21 protein-coding genes are annotated in these 24,416 nt (G+C 74.6%); 6 read left to right on the plus strand and 15 right to left on the minus strand.

The features are described from left to right. Positions 1-330 precede the first annotated feature (330 nt). Together ACRB68_RS08560 and ACRB68_RS08565 are read right to left on the minus strand one after the other, a co-directional pair. Positions 331-1,251 carry a chaplin gene (locus tag ACRB68_RS08560; RefSeq protein ID WP_153531550.1) on the minus strand — a complete coding sequence of 307 codons (921 nt, stop codon included), beginning with the start codon at positions 1,249-1,251 and terminating at the stop codon, positions 331-333. Between the two features lie 284 nt (positions 1,252-1,535). Beyond that, the gene (locus tag ACRB68_RS08565) at positions 1,536-2,477 is read right to left on the minus strand and encodes a hypothetical protein (RefSeq protein ID WP_153531552.1); all 942 of its coding nucleotides are present in this window, start codon (positions 2,475-2,477) and stop codon (positions 1,536-1,538) included. A gap of 559 nt (positions 2,478-3,036) precedes the next feature. Between ACRB68_RS08565 and ACRB68_RS08570 the strand changes: the two genes are divergently transcribed. After that, a complete protein-coding gene (locus tag ACRB68_RS08570; protein ID WP_153531553.1) occupies positions 3,037-3,300 on the plus strand; it encodes a hypothetical protein in 264 nt (87 codons plus the stop codon). Between the two features lie 161 nt (positions 3,301-3,461). Here the strand turns inward: ACRB68_RS08570 and ACRB68_RS08575 are convergent, their stop codons facing one another. Then, positions 3,462-4,694, minus strand: a complete 1,233-nt coding sequence (locus ACRB68_RS08575; protein ID WP_153531554.1) for an FAD-dependent oxidoreductase — start codon at positions 4,692-4,694, stop codon at positions 3,462-3,464. Further along, positions 4,694-5,812 carry a carboxylate--amine ligase gene (locus ACRB68_RS08580; protein ID WP_328593932.1) on the minus strand — a complete coding sequence of 373 codons (1,119 nt, stop codon included), beginning with the start codon at positions 5,810-5,812 and terminating at the stop codon, positions 4,694-4,696. Before ACRB68_RS08580 ends, ACRB68_RS08575 begins: the two co-directional genes overlap by 1 nt. Before the next feature lie 417 nt (positions 5,813-6,229). Here ACRB68_RS08580 and ACRB68_RS08585 point away from each other — a divergent pair, with 417 nt between their 5' ends. Further along, entirely contained in the window at positions 6,230-7,561 is a 1,332-nt protein-coding gene (locus ACRB68_RS08585; protein ID WP_207709607.1) for a glycoside hydrolase family 26 protein, read from the plus strand. Positions 7,562-7,602: 41 nt separating this feature from the next. Here the strand turns inward: ACRB68_RS08585 and ACRB68_RS08590 are convergent, their stop codons facing one another. The 7 genes from ACRB68_RS08590 to ACRB68_RS08620 are packed head-to-tail and all read right to left on the minus strand — an operon-like array spanning position 7,603 to position 15,869. Next, positions 7,603-8,763 carry a glycosyltransferase gene (locus ACRB68_RS08590; RefSeq protein ID WP_153531556.1) on the minus strand — a complete coding sequence of 387 codons (1,161 nt, stop codon included), beginning with the start codon at positions 8,761-8,763 and terminating at the stop codon, positions 7,603-7,605. Between the two features lie 25 nt (positions 8,764-8,788). Next, a complete protein-coding gene (locus ACRB68_RS08595; RefSeq protein ID WP_153531558.1) occupies positions 8,789-9,466 on the minus strand; it encodes a Wzz/FepE/Etk N-terminal domain-containing protein in 678 nt (225 codons plus the stop codon). Further along, the gene (locus ACRB68_RS08600) at positions 9,463-10,665 is read right to left on the minus strand and encodes a glycosyltransferase (RefSeq protein WP_328593933.1); all 1,203 of its coding nucleotides are present in this window, start codon (positions 10,663-10,665) and stop codon (positions 9,463-9,465) included. Before ACRB68_RS08600 ends, ACRB68_RS08595 begins: the two co-directional genes overlap by 4 nt. Further along, positions 10,662-11,378, minus strand: coding sequence for a polysaccharide deacetylase family protein (locus tag ACRB68_RS08605; RefSeq protein ID WP_328593934.1), 717 nt, complete (start codon positions 11,376-11,378; stop codon positions 10,662-10,664). The genes ACRB68_RS08600 and ACRB68_RS08605 overlap by 4 nt, the downstream gene beginning before the upstream one ends. Continuing rightward, on the minus strand, positions 11,375-12,991 hold the full coding sequence (locus ACRB68_RS08610) for a lipid II flippase MurJ (protein ID WP_153531559.1): 1,617 nt from the start codon (positions 12,989-12,991) through the stop codon (positions 11,375-11,377). Before ACRB68_RS08610 ends, ACRB68_RS08605 begins: the two co-directional genes overlap by 4 nt. After that, positions 12,985-14,361 carry an O-antigen ligase family protein gene (locus tag ACRB68_RS42405; protein ID WP_207709608.1) on the minus strand — a complete coding sequence of 459 codons (1,377 nt, stop codon included), beginning with the start codon at positions 14,359-14,361 and terminating at the stop codon, positions 12,985-12,987. The genes ACRB68_RS08610 and ACRB68_RS42405 overlap by 7 nt, the downstream gene beginning before the upstream one ends. Next, positions 14,358-15,869, minus strand: a complete 1,512-nt coding sequence (locus tag ACRB68_RS08620) for an exopolysaccharide biosynthesis polyprenyl glycosylphosphotransferase (RefSeq protein WP_328593935.1) — start codon at positions 15,867-15,869, stop codon at positions 14,358-14,360. Before ACRB68_RS08620 ends, ACRB68_RS42405 begins: the two co-directional genes overlap by 4 nt. 534 nt (positions 15,870-16,403) lie before the next feature. Here ACRB68_RS08620 and ACRB68_RS08625 point away from each other — a divergent pair. Then, positions 16,404-16,988 carry a class E sortase gene (locus ACRB68_RS08625; protein WP_194293213.1) on the plus strand — a complete coding sequence of 195 codons (585 nt, stop codon included), beginning with the start codon at positions 16,404-16,406 and terminating at the stop codon, positions 16,986-16,988. A gap of 11 nt (positions 16,989-16,999) precedes the next feature. Continuing rightward, positions 17,000-17,845, plus strand: coding sequence for a LamG domain-containing protein (locus ACRB68_RS08630; RefSeq protein ID WP_328593936.1), 846 nt, complete (start codon positions 17,000-17,002; stop codon positions 17,843-17,845). Positions 17,846-17,869: 24 nt separating this feature from the next. Here ACRB68_RS08630 and ACRB68_RS08635 read toward each other — a convergent pair whose 3' ends face one another. Continuing rightward, entirely contained in the window at positions 17,870-18,466 is a 597-nt protein-coding gene (locus ACRB68_RS08635; protein ID WP_328593937.1) for a TetR/AcrR family transcriptional regulator, read from the minus strand. Positions 18,467-18,635: 169 nt separating this feature from the next. On the opposite strand from ACRB68_RS08635, the gene ACRB68_RS08640 reads away from it, so the two are divergent. After that, on the plus strand, positions 18,636-20,558 hold the full coding sequence (locus tag ACRB68_RS08640) for a WD40 repeat domain-containing serine/threonine protein kinase (RefSeq protein WP_153531564.1): 1,923 nt from the start codon (positions 18,636-18,638) through the stop codon (positions 20,556-20,558). Here the strand turns inward: ACRB68_RS08640 and ACRB68_RS08645 are convergent. The 3 genes from ACRB68_RS08645 to ACRB68_RS08655 form a co-directional block, all read right to left on the minus strand. Then, entirely contained in the window at positions 20,555-21,139 is a 585-nt protein-coding gene (locus tag ACRB68_RS08645) for a TetR/AcrR family transcriptional regulator (RefSeq protein ID WP_153531565.1), read from the minus strand. The two genes, ACRB68_RS08640 and ACRB68_RS08645, sit on opposite strands and share 4 nt — an antisense overlap. Before the next feature lie 56 nt (positions 21,140-21,195). Next, the gene (locus tag ACRB68_RS08650) at positions 21,196-22,416 is read right to left on the minus strand and encodes an ATP-binding protein (protein WP_153532460.1); all 1,221 of its coding nucleotides are present in this window, start codon (positions 22,414-22,416) and stop codon (positions 21,196-21,198) included. A 197-nt stretch (positions 22,417-22,613) separates the two neighbouring features. Then, positions 22,614-23,552, minus strand: coding sequence for an AraC family transcriptional regulator (locus ACRB68_RS08655; RefSeq protein WP_153531566.1), 939 nt, complete (start codon positions 23,550-23,552; stop codon positions 22,614-22,616). A 138-nt stretch (positions 23,553-23,690) separates the two neighbouring features. Here ACRB68_RS08655 and ACRB68_RS08660 point away from each other — a divergent pair, with 138 nt between their 5' ends. After that, positions 23,691-24,404, plus strand: a complete 714-nt coding sequence (locus tag ACRB68_RS08660) for an SDR family NAD(P)-dependent oxidoreductase (RefSeq protein ID WP_153531568.1) — start codon at positions 23,691-23,693, stop codon at positions 24,402-24,404. The last annotated feature ends 12 nt before the right edge of the window (positions 24,405-24,416 follow it).

The following is a 24,416-nucleotide window of genomic DNA, read 5'->3' on the forward strand; positions in this document are numbered from 1 at the left end:
GTTGTTCGTGCTGCCGTGCGCGCCGTACCAGAAGCCGCTTCTCGGTTGAGGCCCCCGGAGCCGCCGTGCCACACGGCCGATCTCTTCAGTTGTCGTCCCGCCGTAGGCGCCGGACCGCGAGCCTCAACTCGGATAAGGCCCCCGACCCGCCGCATCACACGGCCGGACATCGGTCATCGTTTCGCCGTGCGCGCCGCGCCACGGGCCACTTCTCGGTTGAGGCCCCGGCCACGCCGCGTCATACGGCCGGTGTTCAGTTGTCGTCCCACCGTGCGCGCCGCGCCGCGTGCCCCCACTCGGATGGGGCCCCGGCCCGGGCGCGTCGCACCGTCAACGCGGGTTGAGGCCGCCCTTGGTGTTGATCGGCAGGTCGTTGACGAGCGAGGGCAGTCCGCCCTGGGCCGCCTGCTCGAGGCTGTTGTCCTCCGTGGTGGTCGGGAGCTTGAAGCCGAGGTCGCGCACCAGGCTGTGCACCGCGGTCTGCGGCATCGGGTCCGCCTTGCGGCCGGCGGGCATCGCGTTGACGTTGGTGCCCCGGGTGCCGTAGACCACGCCGTTCAGCTTGGACACCAGGCCCGTGCCGACGCCCTGGACCGGCGAGTCGGTGCGCGCGCGCCGGTCGTTGCGCATCCGCTTGGTGGACGGCAGCGACGGCTCGTCCCCGCCGACGTTGGTGACGGTCGCGGCGCACTTGGACTTGGTCTTGGCCAGGCCGGCCACCGCGACGGAGTTGCCGCAGACGTTGACCGGCGCGCTGACCGGCGCGTTCACCTGGTTGCCGCCGAGGATCGAGAACTTGCCCGAGGTGTGCATGTGCGACGGGCCCTCGTTCAGCACGTGCGCGCCGCCCTTGCACTTGGCCTTGGCCAGGCCGAGGACGGCCACCGCGTTGCCGCAGGCGTTGATCGGCACCGAGATCGGCGCGTTCACCTGGTTGCCGCCGAGGATCGAGAACTTCCCGGAGGTGTCCATGCCGCCGTCGCCGCCGCTCCGCCGGTAGCCGTTGACGTTGGCGGCGGTCGCGCTGCCCTTGGCCTTGGCCTTCGCGACGCCGAGCACGGAGACGGCGTTGCCGACCACGTTGACCGGCACCGAGATCGGGAGGTTCACCTGGTTGCCGCCGAGGATGGAGAACTTCCCGGAGGTGTCCATGTCGGCGCCGGCCACGCCCGGCCCGAAGGCCGAGCTGATGGTGAGGGCGCCGGCGGCGAGGAGGGCCGCACGGCTGGTGTTCTTCGCCCACTTGCGCATGTGTAGCTCCTGTCGTGTTGCGTTGGTTTGTGATCAGTGGGACAGGCCGGGCTCCGGCGAGAGAGCGTGCGGAGCCAGGCCGCCGCGAAACTGGACGCGGCGTGGAAGGCCCGTTCCGGGCCTGGTCTGGTGGTGGTGTGTCCGGGGACGGCCTCAGGCCGTGCCGGGACGGGGCCGCCTGCGGGCCTCACGCGGAGGCGGGGCGGCGGTGTGGCCGGCCGCCCGCCGCGCCGGCACGGGACGTGCGTCGGCGCGGGGCCTGGCGGGCCGGACGTGCGGGGTGACTAGTCGGGGACGGCGGCCAGGTCGCTGGCCTTGATCCGGTCCCGAAGGTCGCGGTGGAAGAACGCGACGTCGCCGGAGGGGAGCGGGGTCGTCAGCACCGACCGGTGCGGCAGGCCGACGAGCGCACCCGCACCGTGGTCGGCGGAAGAACCGCCGCTGCGGTTGGAGTCGGACCGCTCGGGGCCCGACGGCGCGAACGGGGAGCGCGAGGACCCGGCGTGGCCGTGATGCCGCGCCGCGCACGGGTGGGCGGTGCGCTGGTGCAGGCAGAGCGCCCGCTGCTGGAGGTCGATCGACCGGCGGAGGGCGTGGACCGCCCCGGCGTCCCGGCCCGCGTGCTCGTCGGAGCGCGCGGCCCGGTCATCCGGCGCGAGCGCCGGGCCCGACACCGGGCTCGACGGCGCCGCGGCGAGGTCCCGCCCGGCGCCCGCCGTGGCCGGCCCGCCCGCGCGAGGACTCACGGCCTCGGCGATGTGGCGGGTCTGCTCGGTGAGCGGGTCGCCGACGTCGGTGCCCAGCAGCGCCTTGGCGGCGCGCCGGGGCGCGAGCCGGCCGACCACGTGCGAGGCCGCCTGGGGCAGGGCCTCGGCCGAGCGCCGGACGAGGGCGCCGGCGCGGGGCGACAGCCGCCCGACCGCCGTGCCGGCCTCGTCCACCGGCCGCCGGACGACCGGTGCCTCCAGTACGGGCGCCTCCAGCACGGGACGGCGCGTGTCCTCCTGGACCAGGCGCCGCACGAGTCCCTGGGAACCGCCCGCGGCGGCGGTGTCGCCGCCGGGCGAGGGAGTGGCCGCCGAGCAGGCGGAGGCCAGGGCCGCGCCGAACAGCCAGCCGGTGAGGGCGATCCCGATGACGGCCAGCGCCCGAACGGCCAAACGCCCGGCCGGCGGGACGCGGTGCTCCGCCGGGACCACCGGCGCAGAACCCAATTCCGCTCTCATCGAAACCTCCTCTCCCGGTGCGCGCGACCACTCCATGACGGCGATTCAGATATCGCCGTGCGCCGGAGACGCTAGCAGTAAACATCTCCGCGGCGACGACTTCTGTGTTTTCCCGGCGCGTCACCCGCCGCCTGCCGAAGATCAGGTCATCCGTCTCCCGTGTCATTGGCCCTTCGCTTCCCCGAAGGGCGCGCCGTTTCGCGTCCTTGCTGGAGCGTGGCGCACCCGGCCGGGCCGCGCCGGGCGATCGCCGTGGTTTTTACCTGCGCCATGGCTGCGCTTTGCCGACACCCTGACCTGGGGTGATGATCCCTTTGTCGAATCGTCCCGCGGTCGCATGGCATATGGGGACACCAATGCCGTCAATGCACCGACAGGGGCCCCGAAGACCCTTAATAAAGCCTCTGCGCAGGTCGATGCACAAGAGATAGTCAAGATCATCAAAATCGGGTTTCGGGTGGTTGCGCACAGGCAAGACCTGCGGTGCAATTCATTTTGCGCGTGAAGCGTCCCATGCTTCATGGGCGTCAGTCGAACACATCACGATTGGGAGACCACCATGTTCAAGCGAGCGGTCGCCACGGGGCTCATCGCCGGTACCGCCTTCATGGCCTTCGGTCCCGCGGCCATGGCCGGTGGGGGTCCGAAGGGCCACCACCACGGTCACGGGGACGAGAACGGCGACACCGTGCAGATCCTGAACATCCAGACCTGCCGTGAGGTCAGCGTTCTCGACCTGCTGCACCTGCAGGGTGTCCTGGGCGTGACCAAGGACAGCGGCGCCTGCATCAACGCCTCGAACGTCAAGGGTCACACCCACTGACGTTCCAAGAACGCATCAGACCCTCATCCAGTGGGTCTGGCGGTGTCGCCCAAGACTCGGCTTGGGCGGCACCGTTTTTTCATGCCGCGGCGGCGGCGCCCCAGGACGAGCGGAAGGCCCGCACCCGGATGCCGGGTGCGGGCCTCGCGCTGTCCGTCCGGTCAGACCTCGGCGGCCGCCGGGGCGCGGGTGGCGCCGTCCAGCCGGCGGCCGACGGCGTGCCGGCCGACGTGGCAGGCGACGCGTCCCGCCGCGAAGTTCGCGCCGTGCACGAACCGCATGACCGGCCCGAAGGACGGCGCGGCGGCCAGGCCGACGAAGTACAGGCCGGGCAGCGACGCCTCGAAGTGCTTGCTGAGCACGGGCGCGCCGTGCCGGGTGACGATCCGGCCGCGCAGCTCGGGCCCGAGGAAGGCGAGCCGGTCCAGGTCGCAGGCGAAGCCCGTCGCCGCGATCACGTGGTCGGCGACGACCTCCTCGCCGCCGGCCGGGTGGCGGGTGGTGAGGACGGCCTGGCCGTCCCGCTCGGCCGCGGCGGTGACCCGCCGCCCGAGCATGACCTGGACCCGCTCGTCGAGCCGGTCGCGCAGCCACCACGACCCGGCCGGGCCGAGGGTGTTGCGCACGATGTGCTGCCGGCTGCGGTCGGGCAGCAGCCGGGTCGCCCACGGCTGCTCGGACCAGACCCAGGTGCGAAAGCCGCGGCCGAGCCCCGACTGCGGGGCGCGCGGCAGCGGCCGCCGGCCCCCGGCGACCTCGTCGGGCACCGCGTTCCAGGCGAGCCGGCGGGTGCGCGCGACCAGGACGGGCTCGGCGCCGTTGTCGGCCAGCAGCACCGCGGTCTCCAGCGCCGACTGCCCGGCGCCGATGACGGCGACGCGGCGGCCCGCGAACACGCCGAGGTCGCGGTGGTCGCTGCTGTGCGAGGCCAGGCCCGCGGGCAGCGCGCCGAGCTCGGCGGGGCTGCGGGCGAAGGCGCCGACGCCGACCGCGACCACCACGCCGCGCGCGTGCACCGTCTCGCCGGTGGCGAGCGTGGCGGTGTAGCCGAGGCCGCCGCGCTCGAGCCGGACGACCTCGGTGGGCTCGGGCCGCAGCCCCGCCTGCCGGGCGAACCAGCGGCCGTAGGCGACGAAGTCGGGCAGCGCGACCGGCTGCCCGGTGCGGGCGCCCGGCACGTGGTCGGTGAAGCGCAGGCCCGGGACGGGCGAGCCGAGCGACGAGGCGAACGGTTCGGACTTCAGCAGCATGCCGGCGGGCATGTTGTTCTCCCAGAAGTCCATCGGGGTGCCGATGATGCGGTAGTCGACCCCGAGGTTCTCCAGGTACGCGCCCACCGATAGGCCGTACGGTCCGGCACCGACCACGAGCACGTCGAGGGCCGAGTCATACATCAGTTTCCTCCACTGGTCTTGGCGGCCCTGGCGCGCTGGGCCAGGGCCGAGGACGAGCGCACCGCCCTGCCGATCGCCTTGGACGCGGCCCGGCGGCCGAGCGCCACGAACGGCGCCAGGTCGTCGGGTGCGTACCAGGCGAACTCGTGTGCGTCGCGGAACCGCCGGACGTGCGCGAGCGCGTCCGGCGAGCGCAGCGAGCTCTGCAGGTACTGCTGCTCGACCACGATGGTGCGGCCGTAGGCAGGCCGCGGCTCCGGCACGGCGCGGCCCGACGCGGCCAGGTGCACGACCCGGGCCAGGTCCAGCCCGCCACGGTCGCTGAACAGCCGGAACTGCGCCCCGAGACGGGGATTGCAGTCCAGCAGGGCGTAGTCGCCGTTCTCGCCGTCGCGCCGGAAGTCCATGTCGACGACGCCCCGGATGCCGAGCCGGGCGGCGACGGCGTGCGCGTGCGCCTCCAGCTCGGGGTTGCACACCCACTCCCCCGCCACGGTGTGGCCGGTGTGCGCCGGGTACGACACGTGCTTGCGGCCCGCACCGCCGAACAGGCAGCGGCCGCCGTCGTCGAAGTATCCGTGGAAGAACCAGTCGCCTGCGCCGGGGGCGATGTAGCGCTGGAGGATCAGCGGGCCGGCCGGCCCGGCGGTGCCGGCGAGCAGCCGGTGCGCCTGCGCCCGGCCGGTGACCAGCATGGTGCTGCGCTGCCCGCTCGGCAGCAGCCAGGGCCGCGCCCACTTGGCGACGCAGGGGAAGCCGAGCCGGCCGAGGACCGCGTCGGCCTCCTCTGGGATGTCGGGGAAGTGGCTCTCGGCGGTGGGGATGCCGAGGGCCCGGCACCGCCGGTGCAGCTCGGACTTGTCGGCGACCGAGCGCGGTGTCCAGGGGGTCGGCGGGGACAGCACGAACTCCTTGGCCAGCGCCGCCGAGTGCTCGGCGGCGAAGACCGCGCCCGCGTCGTCGAGCGGCACGAGCAGCGCGCGGCGGCCGATGCGCCGGGCGATGATGTTCAGCCGCAGGAGCAGGTCGCGCTCGTCCTTCGGCTCCACCGGGTGCTGCCGGCACAGGTAGCGGGACGCGGTGCAGGGCTCGGCCCGCCCGCCCAGCCCGGCATGCACCGAAACGCCCAAGCGGCCCAGGGAGCGAATGGCTCCCAGGGTGCCGTGGTGAAAGGGGTTAGGGTCGGTGCGCAGCAGCAGGACCGGCAATTCCCGATCGAGGTCCGGGGCCGCGGTGACGGCGGAGTCGAGTACCACGAGGCAAATGTCCTATCTGTACGCGATCACGCAGTAAAGGGATTCGCTCAACGTGGCATCGTCGTTGAAGCGAGGGAAAGATCACCGTTCAACGGGTGAGGCACCGGGAACAGGTTACGCATGATGAGAGTGGTTATCCAACACCGGCGGCGGGCGTCTTCGCAGGTAGCCGGACCACTCTTTCCCCGCGGCCGCCTCGGCGCGCTCACCCTCGCCGTCACCGTCGCCCTGATCACCGCGCTCATCATGCCGGTACTTCTTTTTCCCACCATGTTCACCATGTCGCCCCGAAACGCCATTTCCCTGCGCGAGGAGAAGAATGCCCCTCTTGGCGCGTTTCTGGGGTCGGACGGCGCGGGCGTCGACCGCATCGCGCCCTTCGAGAAATGGCTCGGCAGCACGGTGACCGTGGGCCACACCTATCTGCCCGGCGAGCGGTGGCCGGCGATCGAGGGCGGGAACGGCTTCCTGGACCCGTGGGCGCGCTGGCGCACCGCCGACCGCAACCGGATGTTCGTCCTCAACGTCCCGATGATCACGCCCAACGAGGACGGGCTGAACGACGAGGTCGTCTCGTCCCTGCTGCGCGGCGGCGCCGCCGGGGCCTTCGACCGGCATTTCGCGGCACTGGCCGCGAACCTGGTCAAGGCCGGGCTGAACGACACGATCATCGTGCCGGGCTGGGAGATGAACGGGGCCACCTACAACAGCCGGTGCCGCCCGAACCCGGAGGCGTGGAAGCTCTACTGGCGCCGGATCGTCACGCTGATGCGGGCCGTCCCCGGCGCGCGCTTCCGGTTCGACTACACCGCGAACCGGGGCCGCGACGCCGTCGCGTGGCCGGACTGCTATCCCGGCGACGACGTCGTCGACATCATCGGCCTGGACAGCTACGACCAGCCCGCGGGCGCCGATTTCGCCACGTTCATCAGCGAACCGAACGGGCTCCAGGCCCAGGCCGACTTCGCCAAGGAGCACGGCAAGCCGATCTCCTTCCCCGAATGGGGCCTTTTCCGCAACGGGGACAACCCCGCGTTCATCCAGGGCATGCACGACTGGATCGTGACCCACGACGTCGTCTACCAGACGATCACCGACTACTGCCCGCACGGCGTGTGGCGCTGCTCGGGCAACCCCGACTCCAGCAGCCTCTACCGCCGCCTGTTCAGCGGCGTGGTGATCCCGCCCGCCCCGCCCGTCACCCAGACCCCGGCCCCGAGCCCCGAGACGCCCACCACGCCGCCGCCCGCCTCCACAGCGCCGAGCCCCGGTGCGCCGAACCCCGGCATGCCGAACCCCGGAACGCCGGGCCCCGCGGCACCGGGCCCCGGCGCACCGGCACCGGCCTCGTCCGGCCCGCCGGCGGCGGGTCCCGTCTCGCCCAGCCCGGCCCCGGCGGGCCCGTCGAGCCCGCCCCCGGCCGAACCGCCCGCGCCGGCTCCCAGCCCGAGCCCGTCGCCCGCGCCGCAGCCCGCGTCGCCCGCGCCTTCGCCGGGAGCCGGGGCCGGCAGCCCGTCCCCCGGCCCGGCGGAGCAGAAAACGCCCTTGGCGCCCGGGTCCGGCACGCCCCCGCCGGGCGCCCGCGTCCTGGCACGCGCCACCCGCCTGTGACCGGCGGCCGTGCACGACGGCGGACATACCGGCGGTCCTGCTCAGGCGTGACCGGCCTGCACCAGTGAGGCGGCGAACGCGGTCGCGGCGGTGATCGACTGCGTGGCCTCGGCCAGGCGGTCCAGGGTCACCCCGGCGTCGAAGCGCGTCGCGGCCTCCGCCGCCGCCATGCCTTCGCGTTCGGCCCGTTCGGGGCTGAGGAGGCGGTGCGCCAGGGCGTCGGCCAGCGCCTCGGGGTCCTCGGGCGGGACCAGGCCGCCGGTGGCCGGGCCGACCACCTCGGCCAGGCCCGGAATGTCGCTGGCCACCAGGGGGCGGCCGGTGGCCATGGCCTCCAGCGCCGCCAGCGGCAGCCCCTCCCAGCGGGAGGGCATGGTGACGACGTCGGCCGCGGCCAGCCAGGGCCGGGTGTCGGCGACCGCCGGCACGAACAGCACACCGTCCCCGCCGTCCGGTCCAGGGCGGCGGTCGCGCAGCGGGCCGAGCCGGTCGCCGTCGCCGACCAGCGCCAGGCGCGCGTCCGGGCAGCGGCGCCGGACCAGCGGCCACGCCGCGAGCAGGACGTCCTGGCCTTTCTGGCGGGTCACCCGGCCGACGCACACCGCCAGCGGGCCGTCCGGGGGCAGGGCGAGCTCCTCGCGTGCCCGCCGGCGCGCGGTGACGGGCACGTAGCGGAACCGCGTCAGGTCGACGCCGTTGCGGATCACGGTGAGCGGCCCGCGCACCCCGTGGCGGACGCCCAGCTCGCGCTCCCCCTCGCCGACGCAGACCAGCAGGTCGGTGCGGCGGGCGGCCCACCGCTCCCACCGCACGCTGGCGGCGGCGTGCGCGGGCGAGGCCGCCAGCCACGACCAGCCGTGCGGCTGGAAGACGATCCGGGCGGGCGTGCGGGGCGGCAGCAGCCGGCCGGCGAGCCCGGCCTTGGCCGAGTGCAGGTGCACCACGTCGGGCGCGACGCGCTGGACGATCCGGCCGAGCGCGGCCGCCTCGCCGAGCGCCGCCGGCGACGGCGCGCGCGTCGCCTCCCACGGCAGGTGCGCGATGCCGTGCCCGGCGAGCCGCCGCGGCAGGCCGCCCGCCGCCGGGCACGCCACCGCCACCTCCCAGCCGCGGCGCTGCTGGTCCAGCGCGGCCTGCGCGAGGTAGACCGCGACGCCGCCCTCGACGGGCTGGCTGACGTGCAGGATCCGCAGCGGCCTCATGCGCCGCTCGCGGCGGGCGGGCGGCTCACTCGCCCTCCCCCGGCGCGGCGGCCGGGGCCTGGACCGGAGCCGGGGCGGGTGCGGGTGCCGGGGCCGGGGAGGGCGCCGGCACCGGCGAGCGGTGCCGGGCGGTCTTCTCCTCGCGGCGGGTGCGCGGCAGCGCCGGGCGAAGTCCCGCCGCGGCCGCCAGCACCGCCAGCAGCAGCCCGGCGGCGGCGCCGACGGCGACGTCCAGCGGACCGTTCGGGGCGGCCGGGCGCAGCGGCGGCACGGCCTGGTTCATCAGGGCCAGCCGGACGCCGGTGTCCTCCTCGCGCTCGGCGCCGAAACGGATCAGCGCCTGCGCGGCGGCGTTGGCGCGCTGCACCGCGCGGGCCGGGGTCTCGCCCGAGCCGGTGAGGCGGATGAGCGGCGCGTCCGGCGACGTGGTCGCCTTGACGTTGTCGGCCAGCTTGGGGTCGTAGGTGCCGGTGTCATAGGCCAGCGTCTCGGGCAGCACCGCCAGCCGGCCGTAGACCTGGGCGAAGTTGACGGCCGGGTTCTGGTCCTGCTTGCCCACCACGATGATGTGCGCCGTCGCGGCGTAGACGGGGGGACGGACCAGCGCGTACACCAGCCCGCAGAGCGCGCCCAGCAGCAGCAGCGCAGCGGCGGGCCCGAAGCGCCCGAGCAGGTTCTTCGCAGGTTCCTGGAGCTTGCTCATCGCATGCCTCTCGTTGGGAGCCCGCCGGTCCGCTCCCGGTCCGGGGTGTCGTCGAGCCCGTGCTGATCCAGCCCGTACCGGTAGAGCCGCATGAGCCGGTCGACGTGGCCGGCGATGTCGTAGCGGGCGACCGCGGCGGGGACGTCGCGGCGGGCGGGCGGCCCGGCGCAGTGGCCGGCCAGCGCCGCCTGCCAGTCGGCGAGCCGGCCGGGCAGCCGGGTCGCGTCCGGTGCCTCGGCGGCGGGCAGGTCCTCCAGCGCCGGGCACGCGGTGTACAGGACCGGCAGCCCGGCGGCCAGCGCCTCCAGCACGCCGAGCCCGAACGTCTCCTGGTCGGAGGGCGCGGCGAACAGGTCCATGGCCGCCAGGACCCCGGCCACGTCGCCGGTCCGGCCGAGGAAGGTGACCCGCGACGCCACGCCGAGCCGGCGCGCCTGCTCCTCCAGCGGGCGGCGCAGCGGCCCGTCGCCGGCCAGCAGCAGCCGGCCGGACGGCGTCGCGGCGAACGCCTCGATCAGCAGGTCGAAGCGCTTGGTGGCGACCAGCCGCCCGACGGCGCCGACGACGAACTCGGTCTCGCCGATGCCGAGCCGGCGGCGCAGCGCGGCGCGCCGGTCCGGGCGGTGCGCGAAGGCCGCCGGGTCGATGCCGTTCGGGATGACGGTGAGGCGCCGCTCGGGCACGCCCCACGCGCGCAGCCGGCCGTGGACGGTCGGCGACACCGCGACGGTCGCGGACCCGAACCGCTCGGTGACGCGGTAGAGCGCGCGGACGCCCGCGCCGGTGGGCCGCCCCTCCAGCTGCCCGTCGCCGAGGGAGTGCTCGGTGGCGACCACCCGCGGCACCCCGGCCAGCCACGCGGCGGTGCGGCCGAAGACGCACGCCCGGTACAGGTGGGTGTGCACCACGTCGTAGCGGCCGCGGCGCATCAGCCGGACCAGCCGGGGCAGCGCGCGCAGGTCGTGGTTGGAGCGCATCGGGACCTGGTGGACCGGGACGCCGCGCGCGGCCAGCTCGGCGCCGAGCGCGCCGGGGCCGGTGAGCGTGACGACCTCGCACGGCCACGGCAGGTGCCGCAGCAGCGCCACCAGCTGCCGCTCGGCGCCGCCGTGCTCCAGGCCGGTGATGACGTGCAGGATCCGCGGCGGCGGCTTCGCCGGCCCCGCGGCCGGATCCGCGGCCGTTCCCGCCGCCGTCACACCCGCACCTTCCACTCCCACTGATGGCGGGCGACCTTGGCGCGCAGCCGGAGCCGGTGGTCGCGGTCGCCGACGTAGGTGCGGGCCAGGGCGTGCGCGCCGGCGCGTTCGGGGCGGATCGCGCAGGCGTACCCGTACCCGGCGTCGCGGACGGCGGCGATCTCGCGCTCGCCGGCGTGGCCGTAGGGGTAGGCGAAGCCGGTGACGGGCCGCTGCAGCAGGTTCTGCAGGGTGTCGCGGCTGGTGTTCAGCTCGTCGTCCAGGGCGGCGGCGTCGGTGCCGGGCAGCGACAGGTGCCGGTCGCCGTGGCAGCCGACCTCCATCCCGGCGGCGGCGACCGCGCGCAGCTGCGCGGTGGTCATCAGCGCCTTGCGGGGGCCGGTGTCCCAGCGGTTGGTCGCGCCGATCTCGCCCGCGACGACGAACACCGTGCCGGTGAACCCGACGCGCTGCAGCGTCGGCACGACGTGCTCGGCGAAGTCGGCGTAGCCGTCGTCGAAGGTCAGCCCGACCAGCCCGCGGGCGGCGCCGCGCTCCTGCGCCTCCAGCAGCTCGCCGACGCTCACGCCGCGCCATCCGCGCGCGCGCAGCCAGTCCATCTGGCGCTGGAAACGCTGGGGCGTCACCGTCACCAGGTGCGGGTCCTCGGTGTAGTGGTCCACCGAGTGGTACATCAGGATCAGCGGCATGGGTGCCGTGCCGGCGTGGCTCACGGGCCTTCTCCTCGGTCTTCTTCCCGGCGGCCGTCTTCTCGGCAGCCGGCCAGCGTGGGGAGGGCGCGGAAGCGGGGGCGGGGGCGCAGGCTCACGAACGTCACCAGCGCGAACACCGCGGGGACGACGACGGCGCCGGCGAGCAGCGTCACCAGGACGGGGGCCCCCGTGGTGGAAAGCGCTGCGAGGGTGTGCGCGGTGAGCCAGCCGGCCAGGCAGGCCGCGGCCGCCGCGAGCGCGAGCCTGGCCAGGTCGCGGCCGAGCGGGTCCCAGCGCAGCGGCGCGACGTCCCGGCGCACGCCGGCGAGCAGCAGCACGGCCGCGATGGTGATGCCGGCGGCGTTGGCGACGGCGAGGGCGGGCGCCCCGGCGGCGCCGACCAGCGCGACGGCGACGACGGTCGTGGCGGCCAGGCCGGCGCCGACCATCCGGAACGGCACCCACACCGGCCGGCCCCCGGCGAAGTACACCCGCGAGCACACCCCGACCATCGACTGCCCCCACAGCCCGAGCACGTACAGCCGCAGGATGTGCGCGGTGAGGCCGGCGTCGGCGGCGCTGAACCGGCCGTGCCGGAACAGCAGCGTGATCACCTCGGGCGCGAACGCGGCCAGGTAGGCGGCCGCGGCGAGCACCACCGTGCTGACCAGCACCGCGTCGCCCTCGATGCGGCGGCGCAGCGCGCGCCGGTCGCCGCCGGCGATCCGCGCCAGCCGCGGGAACGTCACCGTGACGATGAGCAGCGACAGGACCATCGGGACCTGCCCGACCTTCTGCGCGTAGTTCAGGTGGGAGATCGAGCCCGGCGCCAGGTGCGAGCCGAGGAAGCGCTCGACGAAGACCTGCGCCTGGCGGGTGACGGTGAACGCCACGATCGGCACGACCGCCATCAGCCCGAGCGGCATGGCGGCGGCCGCGGCGGTGCTCGGCCCGGTGCTCCGCAGGCGGCGCGCGAACGACGGCGCCTGCACCGCGACCATCAGCACGCTGCCGACGGCGACGCCGAGCGCCGCGCTGCTGATCCCGAGCGTCCCGTGCAGCAGCAGGATCGTGCCGACGATGCCGACGTTGTAGGCCAGGTAGATGGCGGCGGGCGGGGTGAAGCTGCCGTGCGCGCGCAGCGTGGCCGCCATGAACCCGGCGACGCCGAACGACAGCACGGTCAGCGCCGTCAGCCGCACGCACGTCACCGCGCCCGCCGGGGCGGTGAGGCCGGGCGCCAGCACGTGCACCAGCAGCGGCGCGCCGAGCATGATCAGCGCGACGGCCGCGGCGAGGCCGAGGACCAGGCGCGGCAGCAGCCGCCGCACGACGGCGCGGGCGGTGCCCTGGTCGCGCAGCGCGCGGGTCATCAGCGGCACCATCAGCAGCGCCATCGCGTCCTCGATGAGCAGCGGCGAGGCGGTCTCGGGGATGGTCCAGCCGACCAGGAACGCGTCGGTGCCGTTGCCGGCCCCGAACGCGTGCGCCATGATCAGGTCGCGGGCGAAGCCGAGCGCGGTGCCGGCGCCGATGAACACGAACGACAGCGCGGTGGCGCGGCGCACCGACGGTTGCGCGGCGGCGGCGGGTGCGTCGTGTCCGGGCCGGACTGCGGGGGGCGCGGTCACCATTCGCTCCTTTCAAGGGTGGGTGGCAGCGCGCGCGCTGCGATCAGGCCGAACAGCACCGCGATGAGGACGCTCGTCGGCCCGCCCATGTCGGCGTAACAGAAGTTGACGGTGAGCCAGCACAGCGTTCCGGCGCACGCCTGCCACACCGGGTCGGCGGGGTCGCGGCGGCGCCACAGCCCGCGGCCGAGCGCGGCGAGCAGCGCGGCGAACGCGGCGAGCCCGAGCAGGCCCTGCTCCGACAGCCACAGCAGGTACTGGTTGTGCGGGGACAGCAGCGGCTCGCGGGAGTAGCCGTGCGCGGCGTCGGCGGTCTCGCTGCCCGACGACAGCTCCAGCGGCGCGTGGCTGTCGCGGAAGCCGGCGAAGTTGCGGACGCCGATCCCGGTGACGGGGTGGTCGCGCCAGATGCCCTCGGCGGTGCTCCACAGGCTGTAGCGGTCGACGACGGACTGGTCGGGGTCGCCGACCACCCCGGTGATCGACTGCAGCCGGTCGGCGATGGTCTGCGAGCCGAGGCCGAGGCCGCCGACGAGCACCACCGCGAGAGCGGCGACACCGGCGGCGGCCAGCAGCGCGCGGCGCCAGTTGGCCAGCGTCAGCATGACGGCGGCGGCGACGGTCAGCGAGATCCAGCTGCCCCGGCTGAGCGCCAGCACGAGCGCGGCGGCCTGCACCGCGAGCGCCGCCGCCGGCAGCGCGCGCATCCGGCCGCGCGCCGCGAGGAACCAGGTGAGGGTGATCAGGAGGCCGAAGCTGACGACGGTGGCCAGCGCCATGACGTCGGCCGCGCCGAACGTGCCGACGGCCCGCACGTTCTCGCCCTGGTAGGACGCGCCGTTGCGGGTGAGCGCCTGCCACACCCCGTACCCCGACTCCAGCAGGGAGACCGCGACGACGGCGCCGCACACCACCCGCGCGTCGCGGCGGTCGCGCACGCAGCAGGCGACCGCGAGCGGCACCACCACGAAGACCTGCACCACCCGCACGAAGCCCGGCAGGCTCGCGGCGACGTCCTGCGAGGTCACGGTGGTGACGCCGAGGGCGAGCACCAGCGGGCCGAAGGCGCGCAGCGGGGCGATCTCGCAGCGGCGGCGGGTGACCGCGCACGACAGTGCGACGGTCAGCACCGCCACGGCGCTCATGACGTCGCCCGCGGTGATGTTCACCCGGTCCGCGCCGGGCGGCCCGGCGGGCGCGCACACCGCGAGCAGGGCCGGGACGACGGCCCAGACGGGCCGCCGCATCAGGTACGCGAAGGCGACCGCGGCGGGCGGCCGGGCGCGGTCGCTCCGGGCGGGGGGCGGGCCCGGCGGCGGGCCGGCGGGGGCGGGGACGCGGGGGGCGCCGTCGAGCAGGGCGGTGCGGGTCACAGTTTGTCCCGCACGAAGACCGCTCGCAGGGTCAGCAGGAGGATCGTCATGTCGGTCCTGAAGGACCAGGTGTCGATGTAGTGGTTGTCGAACCTGGTCCGCATCTCGATGGAGGTGTCGCCGCGCAGGCCGTGCACCTGCGACCAGCCGGTGATGCCGACCGGGACGCGGTGGCGCAGCGGGTAGTCGGGGTGGTCCTCGGTGAAGCGGCGCACGAAGTGGGGGCGTTCGGGGCGCGGGCCGACCAGGCTCATGTCGCCGCGGACGACGTTCCACAGCTGCGGCAGCTCGTCCAGCGACATCCGGCGCAGGAAGCGGCCGACCGGGCCCATCCGCTCGTCGCCGTCGACCGACCAGCGCAGGTCGGCCTCGTGCTCGTCGGCGGGCTTGAGGGTGCGGAACTTCAGCAGCACGAACTCGCGGCCGCCCTCGCCGACGCGCCGCTGCCGGAACAGCACGCCCGGGCCGCCCTCCAGCCGCACCGCCGCCGCGCACAGCGCGAGCACCGGCCACAGCGCGGCGAGCAGCGCCAGCGCGGCGCCGAGGTCGAAGGCGCGCTTGGCGAGCCGGGCCAGGCCGGCGTGGCGGGCGCCGTCCAGGCTGAGGCAGGGCAGGCCCGCCAGGTAGCGCACGGACGCCGCCGGGTCGGCGGCGTGGTGGCCGGCCGGGGGGACGACCAGCGTCTCGCGGGCCAGCCCCCGGGAGATGCGGGTGAGCGCGCCGACCATCGGGGCGTCGACGTCGTCGGCGACGATGAAGACGGTGTCGACCTGGTGGGCCTGGGCGACGCGGCGCAGGTCCAGCACGTCGCCGAGGACCGGCACGCCGGGCTCGCCCGTGCCGTGGCCCGTGGTGTGGCCCGGGCCGCCGGCGGGGGCGGTGGCGAGCCGGCCGAGCGGCTGGAAGCCCAGCTCCCGGTGGTGGCGCAGCACCCGCAGCAGGTGGTCGCTGGTCGCGCCGTCCCCGACGACGAGGGCGACGTGCCGGGCCGGGCGGTGCCGGCGGTAGGCGCGCGCCGCGGTGTGCAGGGCGAGCCGGCCGCCGACCGCCAGGCCGCAGGCCAGCGCGGTGCTGCGCGGCCAGACCGCGGCGAGCGCGGCCAGGCCGGCCGCGTCGGGGTCGGCGGCCTGCAGCCGGGCGATCACCACGCTCACCGAGGCCAGCAGGGTGACCAGGCCGCACCGCGCGACCAGCCCGAACAGGCCCGCGGTGACCGGCCAGGACGGGCGGGGCCGGTAGGCGCCCGCGATCGTGCCGAGCCCGGCCAGGCTGAGCCCGGCCGCGCCGGCGAGCAGGACGGGGTGGCCGATGCCGGCCCGGACGGTGGCGTCCAGCACCGCGGCGGCGGTGCCGGACGCGTCCAGCACCGCCAGGGCCAGCGGGCGCAGGACGGCGCGCACGGGGAGGGCGATGCGCGGCGCGGCGCCCGCCGGGCGCCCCGCCCGGGCCAGGCGGACGAGATCGGGTTCTTTCAGTGCTCGGTCGGCACCCAGGTCCTGAGCGCTCACTGCGCTTCCCTCCGCTGAAAGACTTCATCTCCGATGGCCGCCGTGCCGCACCTGGCTCCGGGCGCGCCTGGTCTCCGGCGCTCCACGCATTGGACCGAATGTCGCGAAATCGAGTATTGGCCGAAGCCGGATCGCGTGAACGGCTCACCAGCATGCCAGGACGCCCGCGCGAGGACGTGCCGTTTTAACAGAAGCCGGTGAGATCTTGGATTGATCACCCGGCCGCGAATGGCCACCATTACCGAATAACCGGCGCCAATGCCCACAGCACCGACCGTGCACGGAATGTCCGGACTGCAGGAGCCTTTCCCCAAGGCGGCCGCCCGGTCGGTTCAAAGGAACGCCAAGGAGCCCCGCCGCTTTCCGCGTCTCGCTAGGGTTCCCTGCGTTCACCCCTGCGGTGACGCGCACCGCGGTTTGGAGCGGTGTGGTGCGACAAGGCGGCCGGTCAGGCTTCTGAGGGGTTCCCGGGCCGGCCGCCGATCATCTTCGACGGCCCTGCCGATCAAGCACAGAAAGCGAGTGATGGAGGAAATGGCACCGTTCACTCGCCGGGCGGGCGCGGCGCTCGTCGCGGCGCTGGCCTTCACCGTGGCCCCCGCTCCCACCGCCGGCGCCGACATCGTCAGCGACACCACCGGCGACCTGGCCACCGCCTTCGCGCCCGCCCCGGCGCCCGCCGCCGTCCCGGCCAAGCCGGCGCCGCTGCCGGCCAGGATGGGCACGCTGACCCTGAAGCGGTTCCACCAGCGGGAGCCGATCCGGGAGGGCATCGCGCCGCAGAACCTCGGCTCGGGCGCCGGGCACTACCCCGGCACGGCCGTTCCCGGCGAGCCCGGGAACGCCGTCCTGCTCGGGCACCGCACCACCGACCAGGCCCCGTTCCGCAACGTGCCCGCGCTGCGCCCCGGCGACGTCGTCACCGTCCAGATCGGCAAGGCCCGCTACGACTACCGGGTCGTCCAGAAAAGGATCACGGATCCGCGGAACCGGACCGTGCTGTCCCCCACCCCCTTCCGTTCCGATGAAAGGCGCACCGGGAACTACCTGACACTGATCACCTGTCACCCCAAGGGATCGGACCGTCAGCGGGTCGTCGTGGTGGCGAAAATGCAGTGACAGAAAAAGCGGTGCAGAAACTCACCTACGCCATGATGGCGACGGTTCTCGCGGTCACGGCGGCGTCCTGCAGCGACGACCGGGAGGCCCCGGGCCGGCCCCGGATCACCGTCCAGCCGAAGATCGTGGAGAAGGTCCCCCTTCCCGCCATCGTGCGGCACCGGAAAGCCGTTTTCGCGGAGGAGTTCGACCGTTTGGACCTAGGGCGCGGCCGCCCCTGGGGATGGCAGTCGGGCGCCTACTCGCACTGCCGGACGAACCGGGAGAATTTCAAGCTCGACCTGCTGAAGCGGCGCGCGATGCGGGCCCGGTCGGGCGCGCTGACGATCACCGCGACGCCCACGCCGGCACCGGACCGGTGGCGCACCGGCCTGATCGCCACGGGCGAGTCCTGCGGGACCGGCGGGAGCGACTTCCTGGTGCGCACCGGCGACGTGCTGCTGGCCCACGTCCGGCTGCCGACCGCCCGCACCGGCGCCTGGCCGGGCATCTGGACCTGGCGGGACGGCCGCAACGAGATCGACCTGTTCGAGTGGCACGCCGACGCCCCCGGCACCCTGGAGCTGGTCAACCACGTCACCGACAGCGCCCGCTACTGGTCGTCCCCGATCGTGCGGCGCGGCGCCTGGCTCTATGTGGCCGCGCACTTCGGCGCCAGGCACATGCACTGGTACGTCGGCGAGAGCCTGAACGCCATGCGGCGCGCGCACTCCGACGACAAGGGCGCCGGCAAGGACTTCCGGGCGCACCTGGTGGCGAACCTGTCGGTCGACGACGGCCGCCTGCACGCGCGCCCCGACCGCGCGGAGCCGTTCTCCTTCACGATCGACTTCATCAGGGTCTACCGCCGCCCCTGAGGGGCCCGGCGGCGCGGGAACGGCTCAGCCGTCGAAGACGCCGGCGTCCCAGAGGCGGCGGACGTGGGCGATCAGCGGCGGCCCGGCGGCCCGCAGCGCCTCGGCGTCGTTGGCGGCCACCAGCGGCGTCACCATGGCGCTCATCGCCGAGACGACGATCTGGCAGGTGTAGCGGCCCGCCTCGCCGGTGACGCCGAGCACCTCCGCGAGCGTGCCGGCCAGCGACCCCTGCAGCGCGCTGCGCCGTTTGACCGCCTCGGGCCCGGCGGCGTACACCTCCACCAGGAACAGCCGCGCGTAGGGCAGCTCGGTGGACAGCGCGTCGAGGTAGGAGGTGACCGCCTGCTCGAACCGCTCCATCGGGCCCGCGCCGCTCTCGGTCCCGCCGCCGCCGGCGGCGGCGGCGCCGAGGGACTGCATCACCCGGTCGAGCAGCAGCCTGCCGGCGCCGTCGAAGGCGGCCATGAAGCAGTCGATCTTGGAGTCGAACAGCTGGTAGAACGTCTGCCGCGACACCGCCGCGCGGCGCAGGACGTCCTGCACGGAGGTGGCCACGTAGCCCTTCTCGGCCATCGCCTCGGCCATCGCCATGCACAGCCGCTCGCGCTGGATGCGGTCCACTTCCTCGCGGGCCAGTGCGTGCCGCCCCCGAGGCAGCCGTCGCGTAGCAGGCGTAGCAGACTGTGGCATCCGCCCACGATAGAGCATCGCCGGACCAGCGCAGAGTCCACGGCGCGCGAAGATCGCCCGCCCAGTATCGTTCGGACGTCCACCGACGAGGAGGCAGGCGATGATCCCGCTGCGGCCCGGCGACCCCGACCGGATCGGCCCGTACCGGATCACCGGCCGGCTCGGCGAGGGCGGGATGGGCGAGGTCCTGCTCGGCGAGTCGCCGGGCGGCCGCAAGGTCGCGGTGAAGCTGATCCGCGCCGAGTACGCCGCCGACGCCCGGTTCCGGGCCCGGTTCGCCCGGGAGGTCGAGGCGGCGCGGCGGGTCAACGGCTTCTACACCGCGCCGGTGGTGGACGCCGACGCCGACGCCGACCCGCCGTGGATGGTCACCGCCTACGTCCCCGGGCCGTCGCTGGCCGCGACCGTGCGCGCGGGCGGGCCGCTCCCGCCGCACGGCGTGCGCGCGCTCGGCGCCGGGCTCGCCGAGGGCCTGGCCGCGATCCACGCGTGCGGCCTGGTGCACCGCGACCTCAAGCCGGGCAACATCATCATGGCGGCGGACGGGCCGCGCATCATCGACTTCGGCATCGCCCGCGCGCTGGACGCCAGCGGGATGACCGCCACCGGCGCGGTCCTCGGGACGCTGCCGTACATGTCGCCCGAGCAGCTGCACGAGGGCCGGGTGGGACCGGCCAGCGACCTGTTCTCCCTCGGCAGCGTGCTGGCGTTCGCCGCGACGGGCCGCGGGCCGTTCGACGCCTCCAGCCCGGGCGCGGTCGTGCACCGGATCAGCAGCCTGCGGCCCGATCTGGACGGCGTCCCGGACGACCTGCGGGAGATCATCGAGGGCTGCCTGGCCAAGGACCCGGCCGGCCGTCCGTCGCCGGCCGAGCTGATCGCCTCCCTCACCGCCGCCCCGCCGGCTCCGGCTCCGGTTCCAGAGCCGGCCCCGGCCCCACTCCCGCCACCGCCGCCGACCGAGGCGGAGCCGGAGAAGTTCTCCGCCGACCGCCGCACCTTCCTGATCGGAGGCGCCGGGGTCCTCACGCTCGCCGGGACGGGCCTGCTCGTCACGCTGGCGCACGGCGACATAGAGAACCCCAACCCACAGAGCGCTCCCGCATCGTCAGCGGGCAGCCCGCACCGCAAGCTGAGCGGCCTGAACGTCAAGCTGCGCTCGCTGGCGTTCGCCCCGGACGGCCGGGTCATCATCGCCGGCGGACGGCAGTACGCCGCCGACGGCCACGACAATGCCATCGGCCAGTGGAACGTCTCCACCGGCACCACCATCCGCACCCTCCCCGGCCCGCCCGGCGGCGTGGGCTCGCTGGTGTTCGCCCCCGACGGCATGACGTTCGCGGGCGGCGGCGAGGACGGCACCGTCCGGATCTGGCGGACCCTCCACGGCGAGGAGGTCGCCGTCCTGCGCGGCGGCCACACCGGGAAGGTGCTCTCGGTCGCGTACTCGCGGAGCGGCCGGATGGCCAGCGCCGGCCTGGACGGCCGGACCGTGCTCTGGGACTTCGGCAACAGCGGGAGGTTCCGCGTCCTGGAGCGCGTCAAGGGCAGCATGTCCGCCGTGGCGTTCTCGCCGCACGGCGACCTTCTCGCCGCCGCCGGGCATCGGGGCTCCGTCCAGGTGTGGGACACCATCACCGGCCGTCTGCTCCGCGCCCTCGACGCGATGCCCGCCAACGCGGTGGCGTTCTCCCCCGACGGGAGGACCCTGGCGGTCGGCGAGTACGGGAACCCCGGGGTGAACGGCGTCCGGCTGTGGGACACCGGGACCTGGCGGCGCAAGGGCATGCTGTCGGGGCCGCCTGACGTCCAGGCGGTGGCGTTCTCACCGGACGGCACCGCGCTGGCCGCCGCCTCCGCGTCCGGGTCGGCCATCTGGGTGTGGAACCTGGCCGACCAGCGGGTCACGGCGAAGCTGAGCACCCCTGCGGGCGTGGCGGCGCTGGCCTACTCCCCCGACTCCGGCCTCCTCGCCGCCGCCGGGGACCGGTACCTCGGGCTCTGGCGGACGGACCGCTTCTAAGGAGCGGGCCGCAGCACCGACAGCAGGGTGCTCTCCAGATAGCCGCCCGCGTCCTCGGCGGCCAGGCGGCCCCCGGCGACATCGTCGGCGGCGGTGTGCAGCAGCGCGTAGACGGTGGCGACGAGCCAGCCGACCGGCAGGTCGGTGCGGAACTCCCCGTCGGCCCGGCCGCGTTCGATGAGCCGTTCGACGTGCTCCATCGGCGAGTCGTGCAGGCGCCGCACCTCCCCGGCAGGCAGCGCCCGCCGCGCGGCCTGGTGGAGGCGGCCGAACCGGCTGAGCATCGGCCAGCACGTGCGCACCAGCCGGGCGAACGCCTCGCCCGGCGGGCCCGTCTCGGGCTCGGCGGCGGCGATGGCGGCCATGCTCTGCGCGATCGCGTCGGCGAGCACCCGGCGCAGCAGGTCCTCGCGGGAGGAGAAGTGCGCGTACAGGGTGACGCGGCCGACGCCGGCGGCCTTGGCGACGTCGGTCATGCTCGCGTCCGCGTCGCCGGCGAACAGCCCGGTCGCGGCGGCGACGATCGCGGCGATGCTGCGCTCGGCGTCGGCCCGCCGGCGCCCCTCGGTGGCCTGCCCCATGGCGCCGACCCTACAAGAACCCGAACACCCCTGTCGGACCTGTGCCCGTGCCGTACTCACGCAGGCCGCAGGCTCCAGAGGGCCGCCATCGGCAGGGCGCTGAGCTTCTCGCCGAAGGCCAGCTGCTGCTCACCGGCGTAGAGAACGATTCCGGCGAGAAAGCGCGCCCCGAGGCGGTCGGCCAGGTGCCGCAGGCCGCGGAAGTCGTCACGACGCACCGTTTCCGCGGCCTTGACCTCGATGCCGATCACGTCGCCCGAAGCGTGTTCGAGCACCATGTCGACCTCGACCTTGTCACGGTCGCGGTAATGGAACAGCTGGACGGGTTCCTCGGTCCAGGTGAGTTGACGGGCGACCTCGCCGATCGCGAAGTTCTCCAGCAACGGCCCGATCGGCGCGGTGGGATCCAGCGCGCGTTCCGCGGACAGGCCGATGAGTCTGGCGCCCAGCCCGGAATCGGTGACGATCAGTTTGGGGGTGGAGATCGCCCGGGTGGTCAGGTTCGACGACCATGCGGGCACCCGCTTGATCACGAAGACCAGCTCCAGCAGATCCAGGTAGCGCGAGAGCGTCATTCTGGGCAGGCCCACGTCGCCGGCCATCGACTGGACCACCGCCAGGGTGCCCATGCGCGCTGCCACGACACCGAGCAGGCGCCGCATCTCCGCCGGCCGCTCGATGTCGGAGATCTGGCGCACGTCCCGGGTGATCAGGTCGGTGACGTAGGAGTCGAAGAACCGCGCCCGGCGGCGGCCCGGATCACGGCGCACCGCTTCGGGGTAGCCGCCCCGCAGTGCCCGGGCCACGTAGTCGCGTTTGGTCAGTGCGCAGGGCCGCATCGCCACCTGCCCGCCGTGCTGGAAGAGGGCGTCGACGAATCCGTCGGGAGCGGAGTCGATCTCTCCCTGGGACAGCGGCCACAGCTCGATCGTCTCGGTCCGGCCCGGCAGGGCGTCGGGCAGGTCCCGCAGACCCAGCAGCCGGGCGGAACCCGTCAGCAGGTACCGCCCCGGCCGGGTGTCGCGGTCGACTTCGCGTTTGATCGGCAGCAGCAGTTCGGGCACCCGCTGTATCTCGTCGATCAGCAGGAGGCCGTCGTGCCGGACGAATGCGCTGGGGTCGGCCTCGGCGGCGGCCCGCACCGCCGGATCATCCAGGTAGAGCTCCCGCGCGCCCGCGGAACGCTCGATGAGCATCCTGGCCAGCGTGCTCTTGCCGACCTGCCGGGCGCCGTTCACCACCACGACCCTGGTGTCGGCCAGGGCTTCGAGCGCCATCCGTTCGGCATGACGTGTGTAGAGCCGGGGTCCTTCCACGCCGGTGACCCTAGCGCGCGGAACACGGTCATGTGGGCGTTCTGCCGACACTTGGGTGGGCGTTCTGCCGCTACTGCTGTGGGCATTCTGCCGATAACGGAATCAAAGCCATGAACGATTGCCGATCATGCCGGCCATGGGCACGTGAACCGGCGCGGTCATTCTCCTGGTGGGTGGTCGTCCCCTGGAGGAGCGTGGCGGGCGCGGTAGCGGCCGGGGGTGGTGCCGCATACGCGGGTGAAGGCGCGGTTGAAGGCGTATTCGCTGGTGTAGCCGACGGAGCGGGCGATGGGACCGATCGGCTCCGCGGTGGTGCGCAGGCGCCGGGCCGCCAGTTCCATGCGCCAGCGGGTCAGGTAGGCCAGCGGGGTCTCGCCGACCAGGGCGGGGAAGCGGCGGGCCAGGGTGGCGCGGGAGACGGCGACGTGGCGGGCCAGCACGTCCAGGCTCCAGGGCCGGGCCGGGTCGGCGTGCAGGGCCGACAGCGCCGCGGCGATGACGGGGTCGCGCAGCGCCGTCAGCCAGGACGCCGACGGCTCGGCGGTCTCCGCCCAGGCGCGGAAGATGTGGATGAGCAGCACGTCCAGCAGCCGGTCGAGGGCGGTGTCCGCGCCGGCCCGGGGGGCCTCGATCTCGTGGGCCAGCAGACGGACCAGGTGCTCGGTGGGCCGGTCGGGGTCGGGCGGCAGGTGCAGCAGCGGCGGCAGCAGCCCGAACGGCGGGGTGGCGAGCATGGTGTCGTGGCGGTAGGAGGCGCACAGGATCCGGGTGCGCGCCGGCCCCGCGCCGACGGTGATCCGCCCGCCGGCGGCCATGGCCTGGCGGGCGGCCACGTGGTCGAACGGCTCGCACGGCAGCCCGGGGGCGGCGGCGAGCCGGTGCCGGGAGCCCGCGGGCAGCAGCACCAGATCGCCCGGCATGAGCCGGCGGGAGTCGTGGCCGTCCAAGTGCAGCCAGGCGGTCCCGGCGGTGATGACGTGGAATGCGGCGCCGGGGATGTCGGCGATGTCGAGACCCCAGCCGTCCCCGGCGTGCACGGTCGCGGCGACCGTGCCGCGCACTTGGGCGAGGGCCAGCACATCGGTCAGCGGATCCATGGCCTCAACGTACCGGGCGCCTCAGCCCGGCCGCCGCCGTGAGACTGACGGGCAAAGGAGTGAGCTTTTCGGGCATCGCTGGTGTCAGGGCCGTCCTCCTACGGTGAAGACGTCAACGACTCACGTAGGAGAAGTGCCATGAAGGTCTCTGGTTCCACTGTTCTGGTCACCGGCGCCAACCGCGGGCTGGGCGCCTCCCTCGTCGCCGAGCTGCTGCGCCAGGGGGCGGCGAAGGTGTACGCGGCCGCCCGCCGGCCCGAGAGCGTCACCGCCGGCGACCCGCGGGTCACCGCCCTGGCGCTGGACGTGACCGACCAGGCGAGCATCGACGCGGCGGCCGAGGCCGCGCCGGACGTCACCCTGCTGGTCAACAATGCCGGGGTGCTCGGCTTCGGGGACGTGCTGGACGGCGACCTGGAGCTGTTCGAGCGCGACATGCGGACCAACTACTTCGGCGCGCTGCGGACCGCGCGGGCGTTCGTCCCCGCGCTGCGCGCCGCCCCGGACGGGGCGGCGATCGTCAACGTGCTCACCCTCATCGCCCTCGCCCCGGTGCCGCCGATGGCCGGCTACTCGGCGTCCAAGGCCGCGGCGCACTCCATGACGCAGGCGCTGCGGGCCGGCCTCAAGGGCGACGGGATCGAGGTGATCGGCGCCTACCCGGGCGGCATCGACACCGGCATGCTGGCCGGCGTCGACGCCGACAAGGCCGACCCGGAGGTGGTCGCCGCCCGCATCGTCGCCGGGATCGACGCGGGCGACCAGGTGATCTGGCCCGACGACGCCTCGGCCGGGGCCGGGTCCGTCTACCTGGACGACCCGATCCGGCTGGAGCGGATGCTCGCGGGCTGAGCGCGGGCTTCG

It is taken from the genome of Actinomadura macrotermitis (assembly GCF_009604375.1).
Lineage (GTDB): Bacteria > Actinomycetota > Actinomycetes > Streptosporangiales > Streptosporangiaceae > Spirillospora > Spirillospora macrotermitis.

Excerpts from the sequence above, each read along its gene's own strand:
- ACRB68_RS08575 (WP_153531554.1), bottom strand. The coding sequence starts at position 4,694 with ATGTATGACTCGGCCCTCGACGTGCTCGTGGTCGGTGCCGGACCGTAC.
- ACRB68_RS08585 (WP_207709607.1), top strand. The coding sequence starts at position 6,230 with ATGTCGCCCCGAAACGCCATTTCCCTGCGCGAGGAGAAGAATGCCCCT.
- ACRB68_RS08650 (WP_153532460.1), bottom strand. The coding sequence starts at position 22,416 with ATGGCGCTCGAAGCCCTGGCCGACACCAGGGTCGTGGTGGTGAACGGC.
- ACRB68_RS08590 (WP_153531556.1), bottom strand. The coding sequence starts at position 8,763 with ATGAGGCCGCTGCGGATCCTGCACGTCAGCCAGCCCGTCGAGGGCGGC.
- ACRB68_RS08565 (WP_153531552.1), bottom strand. The coding sequence starts at position 2,477 with ATGAGAGCGGAATTGGGTTCTGCGCCGGTGGTCCCGGCGGAGCACCGC.
- ACRB68_RS08645 (WP_153531565.1), bottom strand. The coding sequence starts at position 21,139 with ATGGGGCAGGCCACCGAGGGGCGCCGGCGGGCCGACGCCGAGCGCAGC.
- ACRB68_RS08595 (WP_153531558.1), bottom strand. The coding sequence starts at position 9,466 with ATGAGCAAGCTCCAGGAACCTGCGAAGAACCTGCTCGGGCGCTTCGGG.
- ACRB68_RS08610 (WP_153531559.1), bottom strand. The coding sequence starts at position 12,991 with ATGGTGACCGCGCCCCCCGCAGTCCGGCCCGGACACGACGCACCCGCC.
- ACRB68_RS08660 (WP_153531568.1), top strand. The coding sequence starts at position 23,691 with ATGAAGGTCTCTGGTTCCACTGTTCTGGTCACCGGCGCCAACCGCGGG.
- ACRB68_RS08625 (WP_194293213.1), top strand. The coding sequence starts at position 16,404 with ATGGCACCGTTCACTCGCCGGGCGGGCGCGGCGCTCGTCGCGGCGCTG.
- ACRB68_RS08560 (WP_153531550.1), bottom strand. The coding sequence starts at position 1,251 with ATGCGCAAGTGGGCGAAGAACACCAGCCGTGCGGCCCTCCTCGCCGCC.
- ACRB68_RS08640 (WP_153531564.1), top strand. The coding sequence starts at position 18,636 with ATGATCCCGCTGCGGCCCGGCGACCCCGACCGGATCGGCCCGTACCGG.
- ACRB68_RS08570 (WP_153531553.1), top strand. The coding sequence starts at position 3,037 with ATGTTCAAGCGAGCGGTCGCCACGGGGCTCATCGCCGGTACCGCCTTC.
- ACRB68_RS08655 (WP_153531566.1), bottom strand. The coding sequence starts at position 23,552 with ATGGATCCGCTGACCGATGTGCTGGCCCTCGCCCAAGTGCGCGGCACG.